This window comes from Priestia flexa NBRC 15715 (assembly GCF_001591565.1).
GTDB lineage: Bacteria > Bacillota > Bacilli > Bacillales > Bacillaceae_H > Priestia > Priestia flexa.
Genome location: NZ_BCVD01000049.1, coordinates 1 through 25138, shown reverse-complemented (window position 1 = coordinate 25138; position 25138 = coordinate 1). Strand labels below are relative to the sequence as shown.

The window sequence follows — 25138 nt, the reverse complement described above, 5'->3', positions numbered from 1 at the left end:
TTTTTTAATGAGCAAATTGAATTGCTTGTTCAATTTCTGATTGCATATGGTTGGTGTTGACTAGAGATAGCTAATAATTCAACTACTTGCTTACCTGTTGTTCCATTTGCTCCTACTACTAAAACTTTCATTATGTCCTCACCTTTCGTTCTGCTTAATATGTTTATCGTGTTCCCCGGGATTGTCCAAATTAAACATGATACGAAAGGAACATATATACAACAAGCTGTGACATAACGAAATGATTCCATCTCTAAGACGAACCATAACGTTTCTAAACGAGTTAGGTTGTAAAAACAAGTTCGTTCCACTGCGCTTAAGACATTCGCTTTCCGCGGGAGTCGAGTGTCTTAAGCTCCATTCCACTAGTTTTTAGTGGTTTTTCAAACCAACAAAAACTATCCGAGCTACCAAAAGTATTTAACTTTCAATAGCTCGGACAGTTCATTGGCTGAAATACTTATGTCCCAGTCTCTTTATGCCATCATTATGCTAATATTGCTTGCAGCAATGCTTTTTGTACGTGCATGCGATTTCCGGCTTGCTGGAATACAACGGAGTTCGGCCCGTCAATAATGCTTGCTGTTACTTCTTCTTCACGATGTGCAGGTAAGCAATGTAAAAACAGATAATCTGACTTAGCATGCTGAACAAGCTCATCGTTCACTTGATACGAAGCAAATACTTCTAAACGCTTTTTCGCTTCTTCTTCCTGCCCCATACTCGTCCATACATCTGCATAAATAGCATCAGCATTTTGAACAGCTTTAACAGGATTTTCTGTAATTGTAATGGTTGCTCCAGTTTCGCTGGCAACTTTTTTTGCATATTCCGTTACAAATTCCTTTGGTTCATAGCCAGAGGGACAACCAATTGAACAATCAACTCCCATTTTTGCACATGCAATCATTAGTGAATGAGCTACATTATTTCCGTCACCTACGTAAGCTACCTTTAAACCGCTGAACGTTTGTTTATGCTCATAAATTGTAAGCAAATCCGCTAGTGCTTGGCACGGATGATAATCATCCGTCAAGCCATTAATTACCGGGATAGAAGCGTATTCTGCCAGCTCTTCTATTTTAGAATGTTCAAACGTACGGATCATAATCGCATCGATAAACTGCGACAGCACTTGAGCCGTATCGCCAATTGTTTCACCGCGGCCAATTTGAAGGTCTTGACTGCTTAAAAACAACGCATTTCCACCTAGCTGAAGCATGCCTGCTTCAAACGATACACGCGTTCGTGTAGATGACTTTTCAAAAATCATTCCCAATGTTTTTCCTTCAAGCGTTTTAACGATTTCTCCATTTTCATGCTTTTCTTTTAAGGTAATAGCGCTTTCTAGTAAAAACATAATATCTTCTGGTGTTAAATCTTTTAACGTGAGCAAATCTTTACCTTTTAAGTTTGCGGATGCTGATACGGTACTCATGAGATTGTCACTTCCTTTTCGTTATGTTGAAACCATTCTTGTATTGACGATACACTATACTCACTTACATGATATGACTGTAAGAACAGTTCAAACGTTTCTAGTTCTGTTAGTACTAGCAGACCGTGCTTTAATGCAAGCATACGATTATCTTTCTTTGCAGAATCAAAACTTACAAATAGTAATGCTTCTTTACCTTTTGTCCAAGCTTGTAAATCTTTCGTATCTGCCAGTTTCAAGCCAGCATGGGTAATCGCTGTTTTTAACTCTTCTGATACTTCTGCTGCATCAATATAGACTTCAACAGCTTCTTTTTTAGATGTTACGTATTGATGAAATGCTTTTTTAGATGCTTCTTCAATTGTAGAAGCAATCGCAATTCCTTCTCCCGTTGATTTCATTTCCGGCCCAACAAGCGGGTCTACTCCTGATAACTTACTTGTCGAAAAGACAGGAAACTTAACTGTTACGTATGATGGGTCTGGCAATAAACCCGTTTGTTCGCTCATTTCCGACAAAGATTTCCCGAGCAATACTTGCGTTGATAGCGAAATAAGCGGAACATCGCATACTTTACTTACAACAGGGACTGTACGACTTGCACGAGGGTTTACCTCTAAAACATATACTTCGTCGTTATAGATTACATATTGAATATTCATAATTCCTTTATAGTTAAGCTTTTGAACAATTTTTTGAGCATATAAAACCATTTGTTGTTTATGAGCGTTCGTTACACTTTGAGCTGGTAGAAGCGCATAGCTATCACCAGAGTGAACACCTGCTTTTTCAACATGCTCAACGATTGTTGGAATTAAAACGTCTTTTCCATCGCAAACGACATCCACTTCAGCTTCTTGCCCTGGATAGTAAGCATCGAGAAGCATTGGGAAATGTGATGGTTTAATGGATGATAAACAATCCATGAGCTCCTGTTCACTTTGAAGCGTAAGCATTCCTTTTCCTCCAATAACGTAAGAAGGACGAATTAATAATGGAAAGCCCATTTCTTTTGCCTTTTTCACAAGCTGTTGCTCGTTGTCTGCCATCTCACCAGGAATATGAGGAATATGACAATCGTCTAACAGCTGATAAAATTGTTCGCGGTCTTCCAGTGCATCAATCATGCTGTTAGTAATACCAAGCAAGTTTACTCCTGCTTCTTCAAGTCCTTTAACTAATGAAATAGCCGTTTGCCCGCCATACTGAACGATAACGTCATTTACGCTTTCTGCTTCTAAAACGTTTAAGACATCTTCAACCGTAACTGGTTCAAAATAGAGGCGATCTGCTACTTCAAAGTCTGTGCTAACCGTTTCTGGATTGTTGTTAATTAAAATTGTTTCATAACCGGCCTTTTCAAGCGCCCACACACCGTGTACAGAGCTGTAGTCAAATTCTACACCTTGCCCAATTCGAATCGGTCCAGACCCGATAATTGCCACTTTTTTGTTTGAAGACGTTTCGATTTCATTTTCCCCATAGTAGCTAGAATAGAAATATGCAGTAGATGATTCAAATTCTGCTGCGCACGTATCAACCATTTTGTAGCTTGGATAAATCTTCATATTTTTACGCTTCGAACGTACTTGCAGCTCTGAAACATTCCAGATCGATGCTAAATATGCATCAGTAAAGCCTTGTTCTTTTGCATTCTTTAGTGCTTCTTTTTCAATTGAATCCAAATTAACGTTCTTTAATTCTTGCTCTTGTTTAATTAAGTTACTGAAATGATTTAAATAGAAATAATCAATTTTCGTTTTTTCATGAATCTCTGTTGTTGTCACACTTCGACGTAGCAATTCTAAAATGATAAAGATTCGCTCGTCACTTTGATCTGCTAGCTTATCAAATAGAGCTTCTAAAGATAAATCCTGTAGTTCTTCTACTTCTAGTCCATTTAAATCAATTTCAAGAGACGATAATGCTTTTTGGAAGCTTCTTGTAAAGGTACGATCAATCGCCATTACTTCACCTGTTGCTTTCATCTGCGTTCCGAGCGTTCTTTCTGCATAGAAGAATTTATCAAATGGCCATCTAGGAAACTTAACAACCACATAGTCTAACGCTGGTTCAAAGCTAGCATACGTATCGCCCGTAACAGGGTTTAATAACTCATGAAGGTTATATCCAACGGATAGTTTCGCTGCAATCTTTGCAATTGGATATCCCGTCGCTTTTGATGCTAAAGCTGATGAACGACTGACGCGCGGATTTACCTCAATCAGATAATATTGCTTACTAGTAGGGTCAAGCGCAAATTGAATATTACAACCACCAATAATACCAAGCGCTGAGATAATTTTAATCGATGATGAACGCAGCATCTGATACTCAACGTCTGTTAATGTTTGTGAAGGTGCGACTACAACAGAATCCCCTGTATGTACACCAACTGGATCAACATTTTCCATGTTACAAATTGTAATGCATGTTCCGTTGGCATCACGCATGACTTCATACTCTACTTCTTTAAATCCTGCGATGCTTTTTTCAACTAAACATTGGTGAATAGCACTTTCTCGAAGACCTGACGTAGCAAGCTTTTCAAGTTCTTCTAGTGAATGTGCAATCCCTCCACCAGTTCCACCCAGAGTATAGGCTGGTCGAACAATAACTGGAAAGCCGATTTCTTTCGCAAACGTTAACGCTTGCTCAACTTCTGTTACAACTTCACTTTCAGGAACCGGTTCATTTAGTTCTTGCATCAGAGCACGAAACTCTTCACGGCTTTCTCCTTGCTTAATAGATTCAATTGGTGTACCTAGCAGTTTCACACCGTATTTTTCTAAAATTTGATGTTCATGTAGCTCTAACGCTAAGTTCAGTCCCGTTTGTCCTCCTAGTGTTGCTAAAAGTCCATCTGGTTTTTCTTTTGCAATAACCTTTTCAACAGAATCCACTGTGAGTGGTTCAAAATAAATGCGATCAGCTATATGCGTATCCGTCATAATGGTAGCCGGGTTGTTGTTAATTAAAATGACTTCATAGCCTTCTTCTTTCAGTGAAAGACACGCTTGTGTGCCCGAGTAATCAAATTCCGCTGCTTGCCCAATGACAATTGGACCAGAGCCAATAACTAAAATGGTTTGTATTGTTTTATCTTTAGGCATATACTTTTTCGCTCCCAACTTGCTGTACTTGCTTCATAAATTCATCAAAGATATATGTGCTATCACTTGGTCCCGGATGCGCTTCTGGGTGATACTGTACTGATAACACCGGAAGTTGCTCATGTACAAGACCTTCAACTGACTGATCATTTACATTTTTAAATCGTACTTTAAGAGGCGTTTGTTCGATTGTCATTTCATCTACCACATAGCTATGGTTTTGTGACGTCATACATACTTTGTTCGTGAATAAATCAATAACAGGCTGATTTGCTCCACGATGACCGAACATTAATTTTTTGGTTTTTGCACCGAACGCTAGGCCAATTAACTGGTGACCAAAGCAAATTCCAAGCGTTGGATACTTACTGATAATTGCTTTGATTTCTGATAATTGATTCGCCACTTGCATCGGGTCTCCCGGTCCGTTTGATAGAACAATTCCATCTGGCTTTAAGTCTTTAATTTCGTCTAGTGAAGTCGAATAAGGAACCACCGTCACTTTGCAACCACGGTTTAACAATTCTTGTAAAATAGACTTCTTACAGCCAAAATCCATTAGTACAATATGTTGTTTATCTCCAGCGTGTGATACAACTTCTTTCGTTGATACTTGCTTAACTACGTATGGTTCAGAGTGCGTTACTACGTTACCTTGAGCAGAAGCGGAAAAGGCTGCTTGCATTGTACCCTCTTTTCGAATTCGTTTAACGACCGCTCTCGTATCCACATGTGTGATAAGAGGAATATTCCACTTTTTCAAATATTGCTTAAAGCTATACATCGCTTCATAATGGAATCCTTCATCGGAACATTCGTATACGACAACGCCTGCTACATGAGGTTTTTTACTTTCAAAGTCTTTTTCATTAATTCCGTAATTTCCAATCAATGGATAGGTGAAAACAATAATCTGGTCTTTATAAGAAGGATCCGTCACAACTTCTTGATAGCCTGTCATTCCTGTAAAAAAGACAATTTCTCCGCTTGCTTGGTGAGAGGCAGTATGTTCAATACTACCTTCAAATGAATCTCCGTTTGCTAAATGTAAATATCCATTCATTTTGCATCCCTCTTCGAATAATTATTTATTTTAAAGAATTTTTATACATAAGTCTCAAAAAAATACCGGTTATATCGTTACCTTAAGCTCTTGAAATACTTGCTTCATAATATTTAGTGCTTCTGCCAATTCTTCATTACTTACTGTTAATGGCGGTAGTAAACGTATCACGTGAGGACCTGCACCTAACACTAAGAGCCCTTTTTCACGCATCTCAGTGATTAACTGTGCTTGATATTCACCGCATTCAATACCAATCATAAAACCTTTTCCACGAACTTCTTTAACAACCGAATAGCTTTCTAGCATTTCTGCTAACCGATTGTTGAAAGTGACTGACTTGGCATTGACTTCTTCTAAGAATTGCTTATTAAAAATAATTTGTAGCGTTGCTTTAGCCGATGCTAAGGCAATTGGATTCCCTCCAAATGTCGTACCATGGCTTCCTGGTCCAAATGACTCCGTTAAAAAGGCTTTCCCAATCATCGCACCAACAGGCATTCCGCTTCCTAACCCTTTTGCAGCTGTAATAATATCAGGAGATAAATTAAAATGCTGATAAGCAAATGGTTTACCTGTTCGACCGATTCCTGTTTGTACTTCATCGACAATAAACAGCGCACCGTATTCCTGACATAGCTTTTGAATAGTTGTTAAAAAACTTTCTGTTCCTGGCACTACCCCGCCTTCACCTTGAACAACTTCTGTCATGATTGCAGCTACCGTATCATCCATTTCCGCCTCTAAGCTTTCTACGTCATTATATGGAAGATAAACAAACTCATTAACAAGCGGTCCAAATCCTTCATGAATTTTTGCTTGCCCAGTTGCCGTCATTGTTGCAAACGTACGACCATGGAATGATTTCGTAAACGTAATAATTTTATGCTTTTTGGTATGCTTTCTCGCTAGTTTAATAGCTGCTTCGTTAGCTTCTGCTCCGCTGTTACAAAAGAATACTGCGTCTCCGCTTGAATTAGCAACAAGCAAGCTAGCTACTTCTTCTTGAATGGATTGATGAAATAAATTAGACACGTGCCATACTTTATTTAACTGTTCTTCTACTGCTTTTTGAACTTCCGGATGACGATGTCCCACGTTACATACGGCAATGCCTGAAATAAAATCTAAATATGTTTGATTCTTTTCATCCGTTAAATGTGTTCCGTTTGCTTCTTTTACATGTATATCAAGACGTTGATACGTTGGAAATAACGAGCTCATCTTTATCCTCTCCACCTTTAATAGTATGTTTAATTGCAGTTCCGACTAAGTTTCCACTTTGATCTAAAAAGCCGTTAATACCGCTGATAATATTGACTTCGTGTAGCGTTGGAGACAGTGCTTTGACTGCTGACATGACCTTCGGAATCATACCACCATAAATGGTTTTCTCTTCGATTAGGTGGTTCACTTCTTCTACCGTCAATTCTGGTAACAGCTGCTGGTCTTTTAAAACACCTTGCACATCCGTTACAAACATGAGCTTTTCTGCTCCGAGTGCCTTAGCAATCGAACCTGCTGCTACATCAGCATTGATGTTAAATATCTCACCTTGACTATTTACACCAATTGATGAAATAACTGGAATATAACTTTGATCTATTAGCTGCTTTAAAAGCTGCTCATTAACAGAAACCACTTCGCCGACATAACCTAACTTTTCAAAGTCGATAGCTTCGGCTTCTAAGAGCTGTGCATCACACCCTGATAAACCAACTGCTTGGAGGCCTTGAATTTGAATATCGCGCACCAGCTGTTTGTTTACTTTTCCTGAGAGCACCATTGTCACTACTTCTAAGGCTTCTTTAGATGTTCGGCGCAAGCCATCGACAAACTCTGCTTCAATATTAAGCTTTGCTAGCATATTCGCAATATCTGGACCGCCACCATGTACCAATACAATATTATGTCCACTGTCAATCAGCTTTTTTAAATCCCGAAAAAATGAATTGGTTAGCTGATTAATGATGCTTCCTCCACATTTTATAACAATTGTTTTTACACCTGACATCGTCTTCTCTCCTTACGTTCGGTAACTTGCATTAATTTTCACGTAATCGTAGGTTAAGTCACACCCCCATGCTTTCCCTTTGGCTGTTCCTTCATTAAGAGATACATTCACAGCTACATGTTCCTGCTGTAAATAGTTTTTAGCCGCTTCTTCATCAAACGCTTGAGGCTGACTATTTTTCAGCATCACGATGTCACCTAACGCCACCGTTATATCATTTGGATTAATTTTGACTCCACTGTAGCCAACTGCGCAAATAATTCTTCCCCAGTTTGCATCCGCTCCGTACACCGCTGTTTTGACAAGACTTGAACCAACAATTTGTTTAGCAATTATATTGGCTTCTTCGTTGGTAGCAGCGCCTTCAACATTTACTTCAATAAGCTTTGTTGCGCCTTCTCCATCGCGAGCAATTTGCTTGGCAAGATCCTCACACACAAGTCGAAGTGCCTCATAAAATGCTTTCCAATCAGAGTGATTGACCGTTAGCGTTTCGTTTTCAGCCTTGCCATTTGCAAGTACTAACACCATATCGTTTGTTGATGTATCTCCATCAACCGTAATTTGGTTAAAACTTTTATTCGTAATAGAGCGAAGCGCATCTTGTAAAACGGCTGATTCGATATTGGCATCTGTCGTTACAAATCCAAGCATCGTTGCCATGTTAGGATGAATCATACCTGACCCTTTTGCTGCTCCACCAATCGTAACGGTTTTTCCATCTACGACCACTTCATAGCAAGCAGTTTTCATCACCGTGTCAGTTGTTAAAATCGCTGTTTGAAAAGCTTCTGCTCCTTTCTGCGTGTTTACTGGTTGGAGTTGCTTAATTCCTGCATTAATCTTCTTCATGTTTAATAGTTCGCCAATTACTCCTGTAGAAGCGACGGCTACATAATGAGCCGGTACGTGAAACTGCTCAGCGCTTGTAGCACGCATTTCATATGCGTCTTCTAAACCTTGCTCACCTGTACAAGCATTCGCACAAGCGCTGTTCACAACAACGGCTTGTAATTTTTGTTCTTGACTGATGCTATCTTTTGTCACATATAAAGGTGCTGCTTGAAACGTATTCAGCGTATAAACTGCCGCACAATTAGCAGGCACTTCACTCATAATAACCCCAATATCTTTTTTCTCATATCGAAGTCCTGCGTGAACTCCCGCAGCGGAAAATCCTTTTGGACTAACAACTGTACCATTCTCTATCTTTTTAATATCTAGCAAACTCTTTTTTACTGTAATCACATTATTCCCTCCTACGCTGCTCATCATGGATAAACAGGTAATCCATTAATACCTAAATTCTCTTCAAAGCCCAGCATGATATTTGCATTATGTACGGCTTGCCCTGCTGCACCCTTCATCAAGTTATCAATGACTGAGACAATTGTGACCCTTTTTGTACGCTCATCGTAATCAAGGCCTATATCACAATAGTTTGATCCGCTCACTTCTTTTGTTGATGGAAATTCTCCCAGCTTCCTCACTCGAACAAAAGGCTTTGCTTCATACGCCTGCACATACAGCGCATGAAGTTCTTCTATCGACTTTTCTTCTTTTAATTGTGCGTACATCGTAGTCATGATTCCTCGCGTCATTGGAACGAGATGCGTATTAAACATTACGTTACCAATTTCAGAATCCCATCGTGATAATACGGATTCAATTTCTGGAATATGTTGATGCTTATTAACTTTATAGATTTTCATATTTTCATTAATTTCAGCATAATGTGCGAGTTGAGACAGCCCACGACCCGCTCCTGAAATACCGGACTTTGCATCAATAATAATAGAATTAGAAACCACTATCTTTTCTTGAGCAAGCGGTGCTAGCCCTAATAACGTTGCCGTTGGGTAACATCCTGGGTTTGAAATAAAGTCAGCGGATGATACCTCATCTGCAAACCATTCTGATAAGCCATAAATGGCCTTCTCTAAATCTTCCAAACTAGCAGAAGGCTTTTTATACCATTGCTCATATAACTCTTCATCTTTTAATCGAAAATCTCCTGAGAGATCAACTACTTTTAATCCTTCGTTAATTAGTGTGGGAACTAGTTTACTCGATACCCCTGAAGGAGTTGCTGTGAAAACCAGTTCAACTTCTTTTGCCATTTCTTTAGGATTAATTTCTTTTAATTTATATGCAAAATGGGATAAGTGTGGATAAACTTCAGATATTGGCAAATCATTCTGTGAAGATGAATAAACCGAGTGAATATTAAAATGTGGATGACCGTCTAACAACCGAATTAGTTCGACGCCACCGTAACCTGTTGCTCCAACAATACCGACGTTAACCTGTGTCATAATACTACTCCTTTTTCTACGTAACTGTTTGAATTATTTCTCATTATAATACTGTATAAAAATAAAATCAAACGAATATTTAAAAAAAGTCTATCTTTTTTGAAGTTTATTATTTTGTTTTAAATATACATACAAATTAATTTTTATTACATAACATTCAAAAAAAGTACTCCAACTTTTAAGCTGAAGTACTTTTTCTTCACTGAATGCCTAATGCGATTTTCGCATATCGTGACATTCTCTCCTTTTCCCATGGAGGGTTAAAGGTAATATTCACTTCGACATTTTCAACGCCGTCTACCTCGATTACATTTTTCTTTACGTCTTCTGTAATTGCTCCTGCTAACGGGCAACCAATTGATGTTAACGTCATCGTCACAACAACTGTTTGGTTTTCCTCCATAATTACGTCGTAAACAAGGCCTAAGTTTACAATATCAACGCCTAGTTCAGGGTCAACTACCTCTTCCAGTGATTCCATGATCTTTTCTTTTAATTGTTCATCCATGTCGCAATCTCCTTTCATATATGAGATTCTTTTTTGATTGTTTTACCGTAACAATCTCATTTCTATCTGTCAAACGTTGTGCTTTGTTCTTTCCACAAACTTATGTAAGATAGAAAATAAGCGAATGAATTACGCTCTTTTTTAATATATATAAATCCAACTAATTAAGTTCGATTACTTATTAAGATGTGTAAAGGAGACTGTATGAATACAAAAAAACATTTAATTGCTTTAGATTTAGACGGCACGCTATTAGCTGATAATAAAACCATTCTACCTTTCAAATGAAGACAATGGTATTGCTTATTATTTGGAAAAGACCTTAAATTTATAACTTGACTATTTTTTGAAAGCACAGGTAATTTTTTTACGCTATCTTTTCATCAAAGCTGCACACACTATAATCGACGCTTAGTTAAGTGTCGATTTTCTTTATTTTAGAGGAGGAAGATATGATGGGTAGAAGCAATCGATCAAAGCGTTTTGTCAAACAAGGTGCAGATGCAGTACAAAAGCATGATGAACGTATTCCTTATCATATGACACTGGCGGAGGCTGAAGCGTTTCAAGCCCAGCAAAGCCACGCTCCTCATGGAGGTCAATAACGTATGAAACAGTCATTTTTTCAACAAGTAAAAGAGACAATCCAAAATGTTGTTTCAAATCGCTCTGAGCATCATAAAGGCGAGAGTCTTTCAAATCATGAAAATCATAAAAGCCACAACGGCGAACTTGATATTTCAGGCGAAATGTTAAAAGCCGTGATGTCGGATGCTTCACCTCAAGAACAGGAGCAAATTCAGCATTTCGAAAATTCTTTAAATCAAACATATAATACAAAGCAGGCTGCTTCATCACACACGCCAGCAGGTCAGATGGAAATTGCGGAAGATATGTTATCTCATATTGAAAACAATGCCTCTCCATCTGAACAAGCACAGCTGCATGAGCTTGCTGAAGATTTAGAAAAAAAGAATTAATAAAAGCAAAAGCACGCTATGTATTGCAGCGTGCTTTTGCTTTTATTCTTCTTTGCGAAATAACCCGAATATGCCTGTCGTTTGTACAATATTCGTAAACGCATGAGGATCGACGTCTTTAATAGTTTTTTCTAAATCAAAAAGCTCATATCTTGTCAAAACAATCATTAGCATTTCTTTTTCTTCATTTGTAAAACCACCTTTTGCAGGAACAGCGGTGATACCTCGTACCAACTTGGAATGAATGGCTTTTCTAAGCTCCTCGCCTTTTTTGGTTACAATCATCGCTGTCACTTTCACGTGACGCGTATGAATAACATCGATGACTCGAGTCGTTGTATATAAGGCAACGAGCGTATATAACGATTTTTCAGCCCCATATAACAGACCTGCAGCTGCAATAATGACAGCATTTAACGTAAATAAATAGCCACCGATTGGCTTATCTTTCATACGGGACAACACCATAGCAATGATGTCTAATCCTCCTGTTGAAGCACCAAACTTCAGCGTAATTCCTACTCCTACAGCTAAAATGACTCCTCCAAATACCGCGTTTAAAATGATGTCTTGAGATAAAGCTTCAATCGGTACAAACTCTAAAAACACCGTTGTAGCTAAAACGCTATAAAAGCTATAAATCGTAAACGTCTTACCTACCTTTTTCCATCCTAAAATTGTTACGGGAATGTTTAATAAAAGCAGCAAAATACCTGTGGAAATTGTAAACGGCGTATAGTCAGTTACAACGCTTGAAATTAATTGGGCGACTCCTGTAAATCCACTGGAATAAACATTCGCTGGAATTAGAAATAAGTTTAAAGCAACTGCGTTTAATAAAGCACCAACTGTAACAACAATAATTTTTTTGACTTCCAGCCACTTGTTCAATCGTTTCAAACCTCCAAACTTATGTATACATGTAGTATTTGCTCATTCTTTTTTTATAGTATGAACATTTTTATTTCATAAAAAAATTATTCATAAATTGTATTTTTTCCTCAGTGCTTATACACTAGTATTATTATTGTATTTATTTTCTTTTCATCAAACCGTAAAAAAATAAACGCTTAGATAAATGTAGTAGGAAGGTGACATTTATGTCAATAAAAATTTTAACAGATAGTGCTAGTGACTTACCTTGTTCTTTTTTCAAAGAAAATAACGTTTCATTGCTTCCTCTTCGCGTTCATTTACGCGACACGGAATATTTAGATTTAGAAACAATTAATCCTGCAGAAGTATACGAAGCCATTCGAGAAGGAGCAATGCCGAAAACATCTCAAGCTGCTCCAGCTACTGTATATGAAACATTTGAAGAGTTGGCTAAATCAGGTGAGCAATGTATTTATATTGCATTTTCTTCTGAACTCTCAGGAACCTACCAAACAGCTGTGATGGTCAAAAACGAACTATTGGAAACATACCCTAACTTCGAGTTAGAAATTATTGATACAAAATGTGCGTCTCTTGGGCAAGGTCTTGTTGTACACTATGCTGTTCAACAGCTGGCAGCTGGTCTCAACTTTAAAGAACTTGTATCTAAAACAAGACAATATGCGTCTAGCATGGAGCATATCTTTACTGTAGACGACCTTGATTTTCTTGCACAAGGCGGACGCGTAAGCAAAGCTTCTGCATTTGTTGGAGGATTGCTAAATATCAAGCCTTTATTACATGTTGAAGATGGTAAACTCGTTCCAATTGAAAAATTAAGAGGGCGCAAGAAAGTGTTAAAGCGTATGATTGATATCATGGACGAACGCGGTGCAAAAAATCTAGCTGATCAAACCATTGCAATTAGCCACGGTGATGATGAAGAAACAGCTATGCAGTTAAAAGCACTGATTGAAGAGCGATTCGGCTGCAAGTCGTTTTTAATTAACATGATTGGAGCTGCCGTTGGTTCTCACGCTGGACCTGGGACGATTGCTCTTTTCTTTTTAAACGAAATTATCGAATAATGCTTGTAGTTAAGGGTAATCTAACGATATGTTCTAAAAAGGAGTGTGTGTGTTAGAATGCCTCATACAAGTGATAACGATAAAAAGGCAAAAGATAATCAAGCAAAGCAAGAACAAAAGAATCTACATGAACAAAGAAATAGACAAGCAGGAAAACATTCATTTTCTAAAAAAACGGATCATCTATAAAGGCATTACAAAACCGCTTGGAAGCTTCCAAGCGGTTTTGTAATGCCTTTATTTATCTTTTTTGAAGTATGTCCATCCTTCTTCTTGATAAACCTTGTCTTCTTTCATCAGCTTTCCTAATGCGCGCTTAAACGCTGCTTTACTCATATTGAAACGCGTGCGAATATCTTCTGGGTAACTTTTATCCCAAAATGGCATAACGCCTCCGCGGCTTTCCATGTAATCGTATAGAACTTGCGCATCTTCATCCATACTTTCTTGCTTACGAGGTAGCAACGAAACATTCAGTGTACCGTCTTCTTTTACATTCACAACGCGTCCCGTTACAAGCGCACCAATCTTCGGTTCTTTCTTACGTTCTGATTCATGAATAAATCCAACGTAGCCTTCTTCTGTCATAATGAAAGATCCTACTCGTAGCACGCGATAGATACGACCCGTGACTTCACGATTAAACAGATGACTTGGAGCCGGCTTAGCCATTGCTTTCATAACATCATCTGTTGCCACTTTCCCGTAAATTTTTCCATGCTTTGATATTTTCATCGTACAGTAAAGCTTGTTTCCTACATCAGGCCACAGACTTTCTAAAGCTGGAAGATCCGTTGAACCGATCAGCATATCTTTACTCATACCAATATCCACAAATACACCTAAGTCATCATTTACGTCAACTACTTCGACCCACGCATACGTTCCCTCTTCGACAACTGGCATATGCATAGTAGCAGTTAATCGACTTTGGTTATCTAAATATACAAACACTTCTACTTCTTCTTGCTCTGCTAGCTCTTGCGTTGTTTCATTTTTATGAAGAAGGATTTCTCCTTCTTCACTGTCAAGCATATATCCCATCGGCGTTTCACGACTTACAGTCAAATATGCTCTTTGGCCTGGTTCTACTCTACTCATTTTTTATCCATCCTTTATGTGAAGTTCCTTTATTTCTTTTATGATCAAATTGTATTATCATCATTGATTCTACATTATGAAAACAAACGTTCAAAATTGTATTGTATCAATTTCAAGATGCTTGTTCAATATCAGTTGTATCCCCTTTTCGTTTTATTTATAATTAAAGAAAAAAACAAGGAGGATTCTATGGCAAAAGATAGCTCATTTGATGTAGTATCACAGGTTGACTTACAAGAAGTAACAAACGGAATTACAATGGCTTTAAAAGAAATTCGAAACCGCTATGATTTTAAAGGAAGTAAAAGCGACATTTCTGTCGATAAAGAAGAGCTTGTATTAATTTCCGACGATGAGTTTAAGCTAGAGCAGCTAAAAGATGTTATGGTTTCAAAATTAATTAAGCGCGGTGTACCAACAAAGAACATTGAATATGGAAAAGTTGAGAACGCTTCAGGCGGTACGGTCCGCCAGCGCGGTAAACTGATTCAAGGTATCGATAAAGAAAATGCTAAAAAAATTAATAATTTAATCAAAAAAAGCGGTTTAAAAGTAAAGAGCCAAATTCAAGATGATCAGCTTCGCGTAAGCGCTAAAAGCCGGGATGACCTACAGCAAGTAATCGCAGCGATTAAAGAAGCGGATTTGTCAATTGACGTGCAGTTTATTAATTACCGCTAAGTTTATTCATTATTGTTAAGGGTAAAGACCAGTAGCTATGCTATTGGTCTTTTTTTCCTTTATGCATACTTATTCTAGCACCACGCATACTATTTACATTCTATATCATCAATTACTTTTAAAGGAGTGTATAAGCAAATGAGTCAACAACAGCAAAAACAAACCTTTCCCCCACAACATCAGCAAAAACAACCTGGCATTGAATCAGAAATGAACCCAAAACCAACTGCGATTGAGCCGGAATACAAAGCTAGTGGAAAACTTTCTGGAAAAGTAGCGATTATTACAGGCGGTGACAGCGGTATTGGACGTTCAGTTGCGTATCATTTCGCAAAGGAAGGCGCCAATATTGTTATTACGTATTTAGATGAGCATGACGACGCAGATGAAACGAAGAAGACCATTGAAGAATATGGTGTATCATGCTTAGCTCTTTCTGGAGACATTGGTGAAGAGCCGTTTTGTGAAAAAGTAGTTCATGAAACCGTTGAGAAATTTGGACAGCTTGATATCTTAGTAAATAACGCTGCTGAGCAGCACCCTCAAAAAGATATTACACAGATTAGTGCTGAGCAGCTGCAGCGAACATTTCAAACAAATATTTTCTCATTTTTTTATTTTACAAAAGCAGCGATGCCTCACTTAAAAAAAGGAAGTTCTATTATCAATACAACATCTGTGACTGCTTACCATGGTCACGATCAGCTTATTGATTATTCATCAACAAAAGGAGCCATTGTATCATTTACGCGCTCGTTGTCAGCATCATTAGCTGCGAAAGGTATTCGAGTAAATGGTGTTGCTCCTGGACCTATTTGGACACCTCTTATCCCTTCAACCTTTGATGAACAACAAGTAGCTTCATTTGGTGCAGATACGCCGATGCAGCGTGCTGGCCAGCCTTCTGAGCTTGGACCTGCTTATGTATTTTTAGCAAGCAACGATTCATCCTATATATCTGGACAAGTTATCCATATAAACGGTGGAACCATTGTAAATGGATAATACGTTACTGAAGCTGTAGATTTCCCTACAGCTTCTTCTTTTTTGCATATAAAAGACATATCTGCTTAAATAATAAATGATAAGATGCTGCTTTAAAGGGGATTGAGGAAATGACAAAGTCTAACTATTCTACACCGCTGGTTCAGTCCATCTTTGAAAAAATCATTAATGAAGTTGATGCTGGTATTCATGCAATTGATGAACATGGTACAACCATTATTTATAATGAACAAATGATGAAAATGGAATCAATGGAAAAACATGATGTGCTTCATAAGAACTTGCTTGATGTCTTCATGTTCCAAGATAATCAAGAAAGTACGCTTGTCAAAGCTCTACGTGAGGGTAAAACAACCATTAATGTCAAGCAAACGTACTTTAACAATAAAGGAAAGGAAATTACTACAATCAATAATACCTTTCCAATTATCGATGATGGAAAAATTAAAGGGGCGGTTGAAATTGCGAAAGATGTAACTCAACTTGAAAAGCTCATCCGCGAAAACAACCGACACCGAGAGTCAAAAATGGTGACGTTTGAGCAGATCATCGGTAGCAGTACCGCTATTCAAGATGTAGTGAATATCGCTAAACGAGCCACGCGCACTCCTTCATCTGTTTTGATTGTAGGTGACACAGGCACCGGGAAAGAGTTATTTGCTCAAAGCATACATAATGGAAGCAGTCGATCAGCTAAACCGTTTATTTCACAAAACTGCGCAGCAATTCCAGATACCTTAATGGAAAGTCTTCTTTTCGGCACAGTGCGTGGTGCTTTTACGGGCTCAGCAGACCAGCCTGGACTTTTTGAACAAGCTAATGGAGGAACACTGCTGTTAGATGAAATAAATTCGCTTCCTACAAATCTTCAAGCAAAGCTGCTTCGTGTTTTGCAGGAAAAAACGATTCGTCGCATTGGTGACACGAAAGAAAGAACGATAGATGTTCGCATTATCGCTAATATGAACGAAGATCCCATTGACGCTATTAACGAAAACCGATTGCGAAAAGACTTATACTATCGCTTAGGGGTCGTTACGCTACAGATTCCTCCTCTAAGAGAGCGTAAAGAAGATATCCCAGAGCTTGTTCAAACATTTATTCAAAAATACAACGATCGCTTTCAAATGGAGGTAATGGGAATTGATGAACGAGTCATGTCGTCTTTTTCACAATACGAGTGGCCAGGTAACGTTAGAGAGTTAGAACATGTCATTGAAGGCGCGATGAATCTCATGATTGGTGAGGAGGAAATTCATTATCATCACTTGCCATTTCAATATCAAAACCGCTTCCTTCCCCCTGTTAATACCAAAGTGATAAGCCAGGTACGGAATGAAGATCAAGCCTATGTCCCTTTGAAAAAACAGCTTTTACAGTTTGAAGCTCACTGTATTAAAGAGGCGCTAGAACACCATGAAGATAACATTTCACAGACAGCTAAGGCACTAGGAATGAGTAGACAGAGCTTACAATATCGGATGCGCCGTTTGAATATAACGAAATAAGGCTTTTGCCTTATTTCGTCTTCAATAGCTCCGTTGTCACATGCTGGATGAACTGAGGTAAAATCTTAAATGAATAAGGCTTATAGACTCTTTCCGTCCATTTATGACCATCTTTTCCGTATACGCCAAGGTTGATAGATGGAATGTCTAAATCCTTAATTTCTTGAAATGGGAGGGTTTGATCAAACTCCCAACCTGGAAAATTCCTCGTGAAAGACTGTATTTCTTCTTGCGTTTCTGAAAATGATAAAAAACTTCCATCAGATAAATAAGGAAAAAACTTTCGCACTTCGAATTTCTCATTCGTTTCAGAAGTGAACTTTTCCACACAAGCATGTATCACGTTCACAAGTTCATGCCCTTTCTCAGTGCTTACGTCTACGTGATTATGCGGTAAATAAGGTGGTGCATAAAACAAAATCACTCGAGGCTTATGAGAAGCATCCAAAGCTTGAAGTGCTTCTACTAGTTTAAAAGCTTTCATTCGAGCTTCTAACGACTCATATTTAATTAGCGTTTGCTCGATATGAGAGCGCGGATCAATGCCTTGTATTTGTAAGTCTAGAAGGTACTGGTGTAACGTAACGACTTCTACCTCAAATGACAGGGTGCGATTAGGCAATTGTGCTCTTCTACAAAAATCTTCATACGCATGAGCAAGCCTATGTTCAACCTCTTTACATGCTTGACGTGCCACTTTCAACAATTCATTCGTTACTTCATTGATTTTCTTTTCATACATAAAATAATTAAAGTACAAATGCGTATATACAGCCGTCTGCACATTATATGCGTCTTTTCCATCTCTCTGGTACAAACAAGTCGGTGGTAAAATCATTTCACCTTCAAGCTCTTCTGCTAAGCTCATATTATTATGAATACTTCGCGTCAGCTCAGAGGCAATCACATTTGGATCAATTCCTAGCAGCGTATCGCCTACGTGCACCGTACGACCATGAATGTAAAAGCATGGCAATACCTTTCCAGCTGTACCCGTATAGAGATAGCGTGTTTGATCTCCTTCATACAAAGGCGCAATGAAGTCATTGTTAATGGCCGTTACGTAGTCTAGCTGATACTCTGCTTTCACTCGTTTCAACTCTTTAACAGCAGCTAAGATTCCTCGGTGCTCACTTTCTTCATCCCCATTAATGACCAATAATACATTTCCTTCGAGCTCCTTAATTCTTTCCGTAAAGTAAAGAGTGTTAACAAGATGAACTGCAATACCACTTTTCATATCAAGGGCCCCACGACCAAATAGCCAGTCACCGGATGCTGCATCAGCTTGAACTTCTGCATCCTTTTGCTGAATCATAAAATATGTCTTTAATTCATCAGCATCGTATGCAATGTGCTTAAGGTGTCCATAATCATCTACCCCCACCGTATCTAAATGTGCATGGTACACAATGGTTTTTGCCGATTGCTTTTTACCTTTCACAAATGCAAAGATATTTTTTCGATTCACGGGATCTTGAGGAACGCTTTGTACCCATAGGTGATGGGGGTTTTCAATAAAATAAGGAAATGTTTGAAGTAACTCTTTTACAAATTCAGCAAGCTTCTCCTCTCCTTCTGTTCCGTTGACGCTTTCGATTTTCACCAATGTTTTTGTGAGCAGCTCCACTTTTTGTTCCAATGACAAATGAACAAGTTGTTCATACATACTATCAACATCTCCTTCTATCGTAAAAAAGCTCAGTCGCACGATGTAACACCGTACGACTGGGCTTTTTAGATATGAAATACTTTTTGAATTCGCTCAATTGCCCAATCAAGCTCTTCTTTCGAAATCGTGAGCGGTGGAGCAAATCGAATAACTGTGTGATGCGTTTCTTTACATAAAAGTCCTTCTGCTTTTAACTTTTCACAATATGGTCGAGCTGCTTCGTATAGCTCTACACCAATAAATAGACCACGACCTCGAACTTCTTTAATAATCGGGTTTCCAATTTTGCTGAGCTCTTCTTTGAAGTAATTACCTAATTCCAATGAGCGCTTTGCTAACTCTTCTTCTTCAATCACTTCTAGCGACGCTAGGGAAACAGCACAAGCAAGTGGGTTTCCTCCAAACGTAGAACCATGCGACCCTGGATTAAATACACCTAGAATATCATCGTTTGCAACAACGCATGAAATTGGGAATACGCCTCCCCCTAATGCTTTTCCTAAAATCAGCATATCAGGCTCAAAACCTTCCCACTCGTAAGCAAATAGCTTTCCAGTACGAGCCAGCCCCACTTGAATTTCATCTGCAATGAAGAGTACATTATTTTCTTTACAAAGTTCAAAAGCAGCTTTTAAGAATCCTTCTGGTGGAAGTACTATCCCTGCTTCACCTTGGATGGGTTCAATAAGAAATGCTGCTGTATTTGGTGTAATGGCAGTTTTCAAAGCTTCTAAATCACCATATGAAATTATCTTAATTCCAGGTAGCATTGGACCGAATCCTCGTTTATACTCCGCTTCTGATGATAACGAAACAGCTGTCATTGTACGGCCGTGGAAATTTCCTTCACAAGCGATAATTTGCGCTTGATCTTCCGCAACGCCTTTTATATCATACGCCCAGCGACGAGCAGCTTTAACTGCTGTTTCAACCGCTTCAGCTCCCGTATTCATCGGCAATGCCATATTTTTATTTGTCATTTTGCAAATTTTTTCATACCATGGACCTAACTGATCATTGTGAAAAGCGCGTGACGTTAACGTAACTTTATCTGCTTGGCACTTTAGTGCCTCAATAATCTTAGGATGACGATGACCTTGGTTCACTGCTGAATACGCGCTTAGCATATCCATATATTTATTGTTTTCTGGGTCATGCACCCACACTCCTTCTGCTTTTTCAATAACAATTGGTAGTGGATGATAATTGTTTGCTCCGAACCTTTCCGTTTGTTGAATAATTGTGTCTGTTTGTTTTACCTGTACCATTTAAGTCATCCTCCTTCGTTTTATTTTACGTATATTATTAGAACATTTCAGATGTTGTTTTTGCTTGCATATGAAGCAGTAAATAATCAGGACCACCAGCTTTTGAATCAGTACCCGACATATTGAATCCACCAAATGGTTGGTAACCAACAATCGCTCCCGTGCACCCTCTATTAAAATATAAGTTTCCGACATGAAATTCTTCACGCGCACGCTCAATATTAGCGCGTGTATTTGATAGGACTGCGCCTGTTAATCCATAATCCGTGTTGTTCGCAATTTCTAACATATGATCAAAATCTCTCGCTTTACAAACCGCTACAACAGGCCCGAAGATTTCTTCCTTCATCAAGCGAGCATCTTGATGTATATTCCCAAACACAGTTGGCTGGACGAAGAAACCGTTAGATGAATCCCCTTCCCCTCCTACTAATAAATCTCCTTCTGTTCTACCAATCTCAATATATTTCATAATTTTATCAAACGACGCTTGGTGAATAACCGGTCCCATGTACGTATCTACGCTTTCTGGATTCCCTACTTTTAATGTTTTTGTTAAGGAGACAATCTTTTCGACGACCTCATCATATACGTCTTCATGAATAACTGCTCTTGATCCTGCTGAACACTTTTGACCAGAAAAGCCAAAAGCAGAGTAAACGATGGATGAAGCAGCTAACTCTAAATCAGCATCGCGGTCAACCAACACAGTATCCTTGCCACCCATTTCTGCAATCACACGCTTTAGCCAAATTTGGCCTGACTGTACTTTTGCTGCGCGTTCATAAATACGACATCCTACTTCTCGAGAACCTGTAAACGAAACAAATCTTGTTTTTGGATGCTCAACTAAATAATCTCCAATAATAGATCCTTTACCAGGAATAAAGTTAAGGACACCTTTCGGTAAACCTGCTTCTTCCATGAGCTCTACAAACTTGGCTGCAACAACGGGCGTTGCATCAGCTGGTTTTAATAGAATGGTATTGCCAGTTACAATGGCCGCAATTGCTGTTCCAGCCATAATTGCAAGCGGGAAGTTAAAAGGTGAAATGATGACCCCTACCCCTAACGGAACATAGTTATATTGATTATATTCGCCTGGACGACTATTAACTGGCTGCCCTTTTGTAAGCTCTAGCATTTGCCTTCCATAATATTCAATAAAGTCAATTGCTTCTGCTGTGTCTGCATCCGCTTCGTTCCAAGGCTTCCCAGCTTCTTTGACTAGATAGGCAGAAAACTCATGCTTTCGGCGTCTTAGCATTGCTGCTGCACGGAACAAAATATTTGCTCGGTCTTCAGCTTTCCATTTTTTCCAATCTACAAAAGCTTCTAACGCAGCATTCATTGCTTTTTCAGCTAGCTCTTGATTTGCTAATGACACGTAGCCAATTACTTCTTTCTTATTTGAAGGGTTAATAGACGTTGTTTTTTCATCCGTTTCAATACGCTCACCGTTAATAATGAGAGGGTATGTTTTTCCTAATTGTGTATTCACGTATGATAAAGCCTCTTGAAATAGCTCTTGATTCTTTTCATCTTTAAAATTAGTAAATGGTTCATGTTGATATGTACGCACCATGTAAATACCTCCTAAAGTTGACTTTTCTACTCACTAATCTTTATTGCAAGATTGATGCCAACATGCGTATCTCCGTTTTTTTCTTATTTTTCAAGAAATTCAGCTCCGACCAATAGCAAAAAATATTTGCACGCAAAAGAAATATCTATCAATAAGCAAAATTATTTTGCGTAACCTTATGCACCCTCACTCCCACAGGGTTTTTGGTATTTAAACAAACGTTTGATTAATAAAAAAACGACCGTATATACACATATACAGTCGTTTTCTACTCATTACCGCTTTTTACACGATTGCCTTGTCACAATTGAATGTGGAATGCGAATACTTTCAATTGGTTGAGAAGAAGCTTCGATTTTTTTCGTCAAGCTACGTACAGCCTGATATCCTAATTCAAAAATATTAATATCAATTGATGTGAGTGCAGGTCTTGCCATTTCAGCAATTAATACATTATTAAAACTAATAATCGACATATCTTCCGGAACTGAAATTCCAATTGCATCAAGAGTATTGAGTACACCTAAAGCCATTAAATCATCTGCTACAACGAGAGCAGTTGGTCGTTCCTCTAAGCTTAATAGCTCACAAACAGCTTCTTTTCCACCTTCTTGTAGAAATTCTTCATGAATGACATATTCACTACGGTAAGCAATCCCAGCTCCTTGTATTGCTTTATCGTAACCTGTTAAACGATCAATCGTTACAACAAGGTCCAAACTACCTCCAATAAACGCAATTCGGTTATGCCCCAGTTCAATTAGGTATTCTGTTGCTTCTTTCCCGGCTTTGAAATTATCGTTGTCTACATATGTGATATACTCACTATCTTTGAACGGTTTTCCCACTACGACAAATGGAATGTTTTGTTCTTTTAAATATGCTAATACCGGATCATCAATTTTAGAATATAAGAGAATCAGCCCGTCTACTCTTCTCCCTTGTACCATTTGCATTACTTCTCTTAAAATTTCTGATTCTGCTTCACCGGTTGACATATATATAGCTCGCTTTTTTTCATGAGCACCTGTACTGATTCCACGCAGTACTTCTGGGAAAAATGGATTTTGAAAAACGTTCCCAGCAGAACTTGGCATAACTATACCAATTGCTTCTGTTGTTTTATTAGCTAAGTTACGAGCAATAATATTAGGGTGGTATCCTAATTCTTCCATCGCTGCGCGTACTCGTTGTTTTGTTTTCTCACTAATTCTTGAACTATTTGCAATTACGCGTGAGACTGTAGAAGGAGCTACCTTTGCTAAATTTGCTACATCTTTTATTGTTACGCTCACCGCATGTCCCCTCCTATATGATCATCTCTCCATTACTTGATAGCGCTGACATTTTATAGTCAAATAGTATCATCAAACGATCGAAAATCCTATTGTTTTTCAGCATTGATTAACTTACCTTTTTTTCTTTTTTTAGAAGCAGCAATCAAAAAAATCAAAAAGCCTCCATAAACAAAAACCATCATACTAATATACCATATATTAACTCCTTTATCTTCAGCTATTCGATATATATTCGAAGAATCTGAATCTAACTGAATATGATATTGTCCACCTTGAGACCGAATGATGCCACCTTCTATAAGACCTCTCAACTCTTGATCTTCACCTATTTCTTTTTCTTCTATTTGAGCAACTTGCACGCGAGAATCATTATTTATAACAAACAACGTTTTTTCACCCTTACTTTTATGAAGGTACACGCCCATTCCTTTATCATCTGAAAGCTGAGTGACATCTCCTTGGCGAACGGACAAAAGCTCAGCTCTCACGCCTGCCAACTTTGTGAGATACTCAATAATTTCAGGGTTCGATTGAAAGTTCATGAGCCGATGTGCATCGCTTCCTTTTCCACCATCTAGCGCAATTTCCGTACCATAATAAACAATCGGCACAGAAGAAGACAAATACAAATACGCTAATGCTTGTTTGGTTCGTACCACCGGGTGTTCCTTAGCATCTAGTACGGTTCGTGTAAAACGCTCAGTACGAGGATTGTCTAAGAACGTACCGCTCGCTTCGTTTGAATGATAACTTAGCTGAGGAAGTGCACCACCTTTACTTAATTGTTGAGTCTGTGCATTAGACTGCTTTTGGTTGACAAATAAATCCCATGAGAGAGATTCTATATCGGAATCTTTCGTACCTTCACCAATTAAATAAAAGCCTGCTTTCTTATTATGAAATTGCTGGGATAGCCGATTTACAAACGCTGCTGGAAAATCATCGACACCCGCAAAGTAATAGCCATCTAAGTTTGTTTGTTCAATCCACCATTCTCCAACTTCTTCTATGTACTTCTGCACATCCGGTTGCTTGACTTGTAGCTCTACACGTTCTCCTTGCTCGGTAAACCACTGCTCCTTACTCAAATCTTCTAGCATAGGATGCTTCTTGCTGACCGTTACAGGCAGCTCCATGACCACTTTCATGTCTTCTTTATGAGCTTGTTTGATAAATTCCTTCAATTGTGGAAAGGTTCCAAAGCGTTCATCCATTTGATAATGATCGATAACGTTATAACCATGATATCCACGTTCATCATTCTTGAAAATTGGCGTGATAATAATGGTTGTAAACCCCATATCTTTTATATACGGAATTCGATTTTCCAATCCTTTTATGTCTCCACCGTAAAAGCTAAAAGGATTATTATAGTCTATTTTTACATCATTGCTCTCGTCTCCATTTTGAAAACGATTTACCATTACATAGTACATAATTTCATCTTTAATTGATTCTCTTGCATCGGCTTGTACCGGAATAAAGCTAACAAACAGCAAACCTAACAGTAAGCTAATAATTTTTCTCCCCAATCCTCATCTCCCCTGTCATAGAGCCTTTCCTCTAGAGTATCGCTTTTGACAATTAAACTCAACGCTTTCTTATCCCCTCTTAATTAACACAAT

22 protein-coding genes are annotated in these 25138 nt (G+C 38.4%); 7 read left to right on the top strand and 15 right to left on the bottom strand.

Features of this window, described 5'->3' with window-relative positions; genetic code table 11:
• Nucleotides 1–487 precede the first annotated feature (487 nt).
• The 8 genes from argF to BFL01S_RS10130 form a co-directional block, all read right to left on the bottom strand.
• Complete coding sequence (argF, locus tag BFL01S_RS10165) at nt 488–1438, bottom strand: ornithine carbamoyltransferase (RefSeq protein WP_025908178.1); 951 nt, start codon at nt 1436–1438, stop codon at nt 488–490.
• Nucleotides 1435–4551 (bottom strand): carbamoyl-phosphate synthase (glutamine-hydrolyzing) large subunit, encoded by a 3117-nt coding sequence (gene carB, locus BFL01S_RS10160; protein WP_061785611.1) that lies wholly within the window; start codon nt 4549–4551, stop codon nt 1435–1437. The genes argF and carB overlap by 4 nt, the downstream gene beginning before the upstream one ends.
• Nucleotides 4544–5614: a carbamoyl phosphate synthase small subunit gene (locus tag BFL01S_RS10155; protein ID WP_061785610.1), complete on the bottom strand. Its 1071-nt coding sequence runs from the start codon at nt 5612–5614 to the stop codon at nt 4544–4546. The genes carB and BFL01S_RS10155 overlap by 8 nt, the downstream gene beginning before the upstream one ends.
• Nucleotides 5615–5683: 69 nt before the next feature.
• Nucleotides 5684–6838, bottom strand: a complete 1155-nt coding sequence (gene argD, locus BFL01S_RS10150; protein ID WP_025908181.1) for an acetylornithine transaminase — start codon at nt 6836–6838, stop codon at nt 5684–5686.
• Complete coding sequence (argB, locus tag BFL01S_RS10145; protein WP_061785609.1) at nt 6804–7628, bottom strand: acetylglutamate kinase; 825 nt, start codon at nt 7626–7628, stop codon at nt 6804–6806. Before argB ends, argD begins: the two co-directional genes overlap by 35 nt.
• A 12-nt stretch (nt 7629–7640) precedes the next feature.
• Nucleotides 7641–8873: a bifunctional ornithine acetyltransferase/N-acetylglutamate synthase gene (gene argJ, locus BFL01S_RS10140; RefSeq protein ID WP_373688705.1), complete on the bottom strand. Its 1233-nt coding sequence runs from the start codon at nt 8871–8873 to the stop codon at nt 7641–7643.
• Between the two features lie 26 nt (nt 8874–8899).
• Nucleotides 8900–9943 (bottom strand): N-acetyl-gamma-glutamyl-phosphate reductase, encoded by a 1044-nt coding sequence (gene argC / locus BFL01S_RS10135; protein ID WP_061785608.1) that lies wholly within the window; start codon nt 9941–9943, stop codon nt 8900–8902.
• Between the two features lie 199 nt (nt 9944–10142).
• On the bottom strand, nt 10143–10451 hold the full coding sequence (locus tag BFL01S_RS10130) for a metal-sulfur cluster assembly factor (RefSeq protein ID WP_025908185.1): 309 nt from the start codon (nt 10449–10451) through the stop codon (nt 10143–10145).
• A gap of 452 nt (nt 10452–10903) precedes the next feature.
• Here BFL01S_RS10130 and BFL01S_RS20405 point away from each other — a divergent pair, with 452 nt between their 5' ends.
• Nucleotides 10904–11056: a hypothetical protein gene (locus tag BFL01S_RS20405; RefSeq protein ID WP_153301193.1), complete on the top strand. Its 153-nt coding sequence runs from the start codon at nt 10904–10906 to the stop codon at nt 11054–11056.
• Nucleotides 11057–11059: 3 nt separating this feature from the next.
• The gene (locus BFL01S_RS10125; protein ID WP_061785607.1) at nt 11060–11431 is read left to right on the top strand and encodes a hypothetical protein; all 372 of its coding nucleotides are present in this window, start codon (nt 11060–11062) and stop codon (nt 11429–11431) included.
• Nucleotides 11432–11473: 42 nt separating this feature from the next.
• On the opposite strand, the gene BFL01S_RS10120 is transcribed toward BFL01S_RS10125, so the two are convergent.
• Nucleotides 11474–12322 (bottom strand): YitT family protein, encoded by an 849-nt coding sequence (locus BFL01S_RS10120; RefSeq protein ID WP_061785606.1) that lies wholly within the window; start codon nt 12320–12322, stop codon nt 11474–11476.
• Between the two features lie 209 nt (nt 12323–12531).
• Here BFL01S_RS10120 and BFL01S_RS10115 point away from each other — a divergent pair, with 209 nt between their 5' ends.
• Both BFL01S_RS10115 and BFL01S_RS19965 read left to right on the top strand, forming a co-directional pair.
• The gene (locus BFL01S_RS10115; RefSeq protein WP_025911871.1) at nt 12532–13395 is read left to right on the top strand and encodes a DegV family protein; all 864 of its coding nucleotides are present in this window, start codon (nt 12532–12534) and stop codon (nt 13393–13395) included.
• 57 nt (nt 13396–13452) lie between these two features.
• Nucleotides 13453–13584, top strand: coding sequence for a DUF3941 domain-containing protein (locus tag BFL01S_RS19965; RefSeq protein ID WP_076513403.1), 132 nt, complete (start codon nt 13453–13455; stop codon nt 13582–13584).
• A gap of 48 nt (nt 13585–13632) precedes the next feature.
• Here BFL01S_RS19965 and BFL01S_RS10110 read toward each other — a convergent pair whose 3' ends face one another.
• Entirely contained in the window at nt 13633–14496 is an 864-nt protein-coding gene (locus tag BFL01S_RS10110) for a CvfB family protein (RefSeq protein WP_061785605.1), read from the bottom strand.
• A gap of 189 nt (nt 14497–14685) precedes the next feature.
• Here BFL01S_RS10110 and BFL01S_RS10105 point away from each other — a divergent pair, with 189 nt between their 5' ends.
• The 3 genes from BFL01S_RS10105 to BFL01S_RS10095 all read left to right on the top strand — a co-directional run bounded on the left by BFL01S_RS10105 (nt 14686) and on the right by BFL01S_RS10095 (nt 17690).
• On the top strand, nt 14686–15177 hold the full coding sequence (locus tag BFL01S_RS10105; RefSeq protein WP_025911874.1) for a YajQ family cyclic di-GMP-binding protein: 492 nt from the start codon (nt 14686–14688) through the stop codon (nt 15175–15177).
• 138 nt (nt 15178–15315) lie between these two features.
• Nucleotides 15316–16182, top strand: a complete 867-nt coding sequence (locus BFL01S_RS10100; RefSeq protein ID WP_061785604.1) for an SDR family oxidoreductase — start codon at nt 15316–15318, stop codon at nt 16180–16182.
• A gap of 110 nt (nt 16183–16292) precedes the next feature.
• Entirely contained in the window at nt 16293–17690 is a 1398-nt protein-coding gene (locus tag BFL01S_RS10095) for a sigma-54 interaction domain-containing protein (RefSeq protein WP_025911876.1), read from the top strand.
• Between the two features lie 10 nt (nt 17691–17700).
• On the opposite strand, the gene BFL01S_RS10090 is transcribed toward BFL01S_RS10095, so the two are convergent.
• From BFL01S_RS10090 to BFL01S_RS10070, 5 genes are all read right to left on the bottom strand, one after another.
• The gene (locus tag BFL01S_RS10090; RefSeq protein ID WP_061785603.1) at nt 17701–19359 is read right to left on the bottom strand and encodes a M20/M25/M40 family metallo-hydrolase; all 1659 of its coding nucleotides are present in this window, start codon (nt 19357–19359) and stop codon (nt 17701–17703) included.
• Between the two features lie 68 nt (nt 19360–19427).
• Nucleotides 19428–20630, bottom strand: a complete 1203-nt coding sequence (locus BFL01S_RS10085) for an ornithine--oxo-acid transaminase (RefSeq protein WP_025911877.1) — start codon at nt 20628–20630, stop codon at nt 19428–19430.
• A 37-nt stretch (nt 20631–20667) separates the two neighbouring features.
• The gene (gene pruA, locus BFL01S_RS10080; protein ID WP_061785602.1) at nt 20668–22215 is read right to left on the bottom strand and encodes an L-glutamate gamma-semialdehyde dehydrogenase; all 1548 of its coding nucleotides are present in this window, start codon (nt 22213–22215) and stop codon (nt 20668–20670) included.
• Between the two features lie 275 nt (nt 22216–22490).
• The gene (locus tag BFL01S_RS10075; RefSeq protein ID WP_025911880.1) at nt 22491–23510 is read right to left on the bottom strand and encodes a LacI family DNA-binding transcriptional regulator; all 1020 of its coding nucleotides are present in this window, start codon (nt 23508–23510) and stop codon (nt 22491–22493) included.
• A gap of 89 nt (nt 23511–23599) precedes the next feature.
• Nucleotides 23600–25045, bottom strand: coding sequence for an alpha-amylase family glycosyl hydrolase (locus tag BFL01S_RS10070; protein ID WP_061785601.1), 1446 nt, complete (start codon nt 25043–25045; stop codon nt 23600–23602).
• Between the last annotated feature and the right edge of the window lie 93 nt (nt 25046–25138).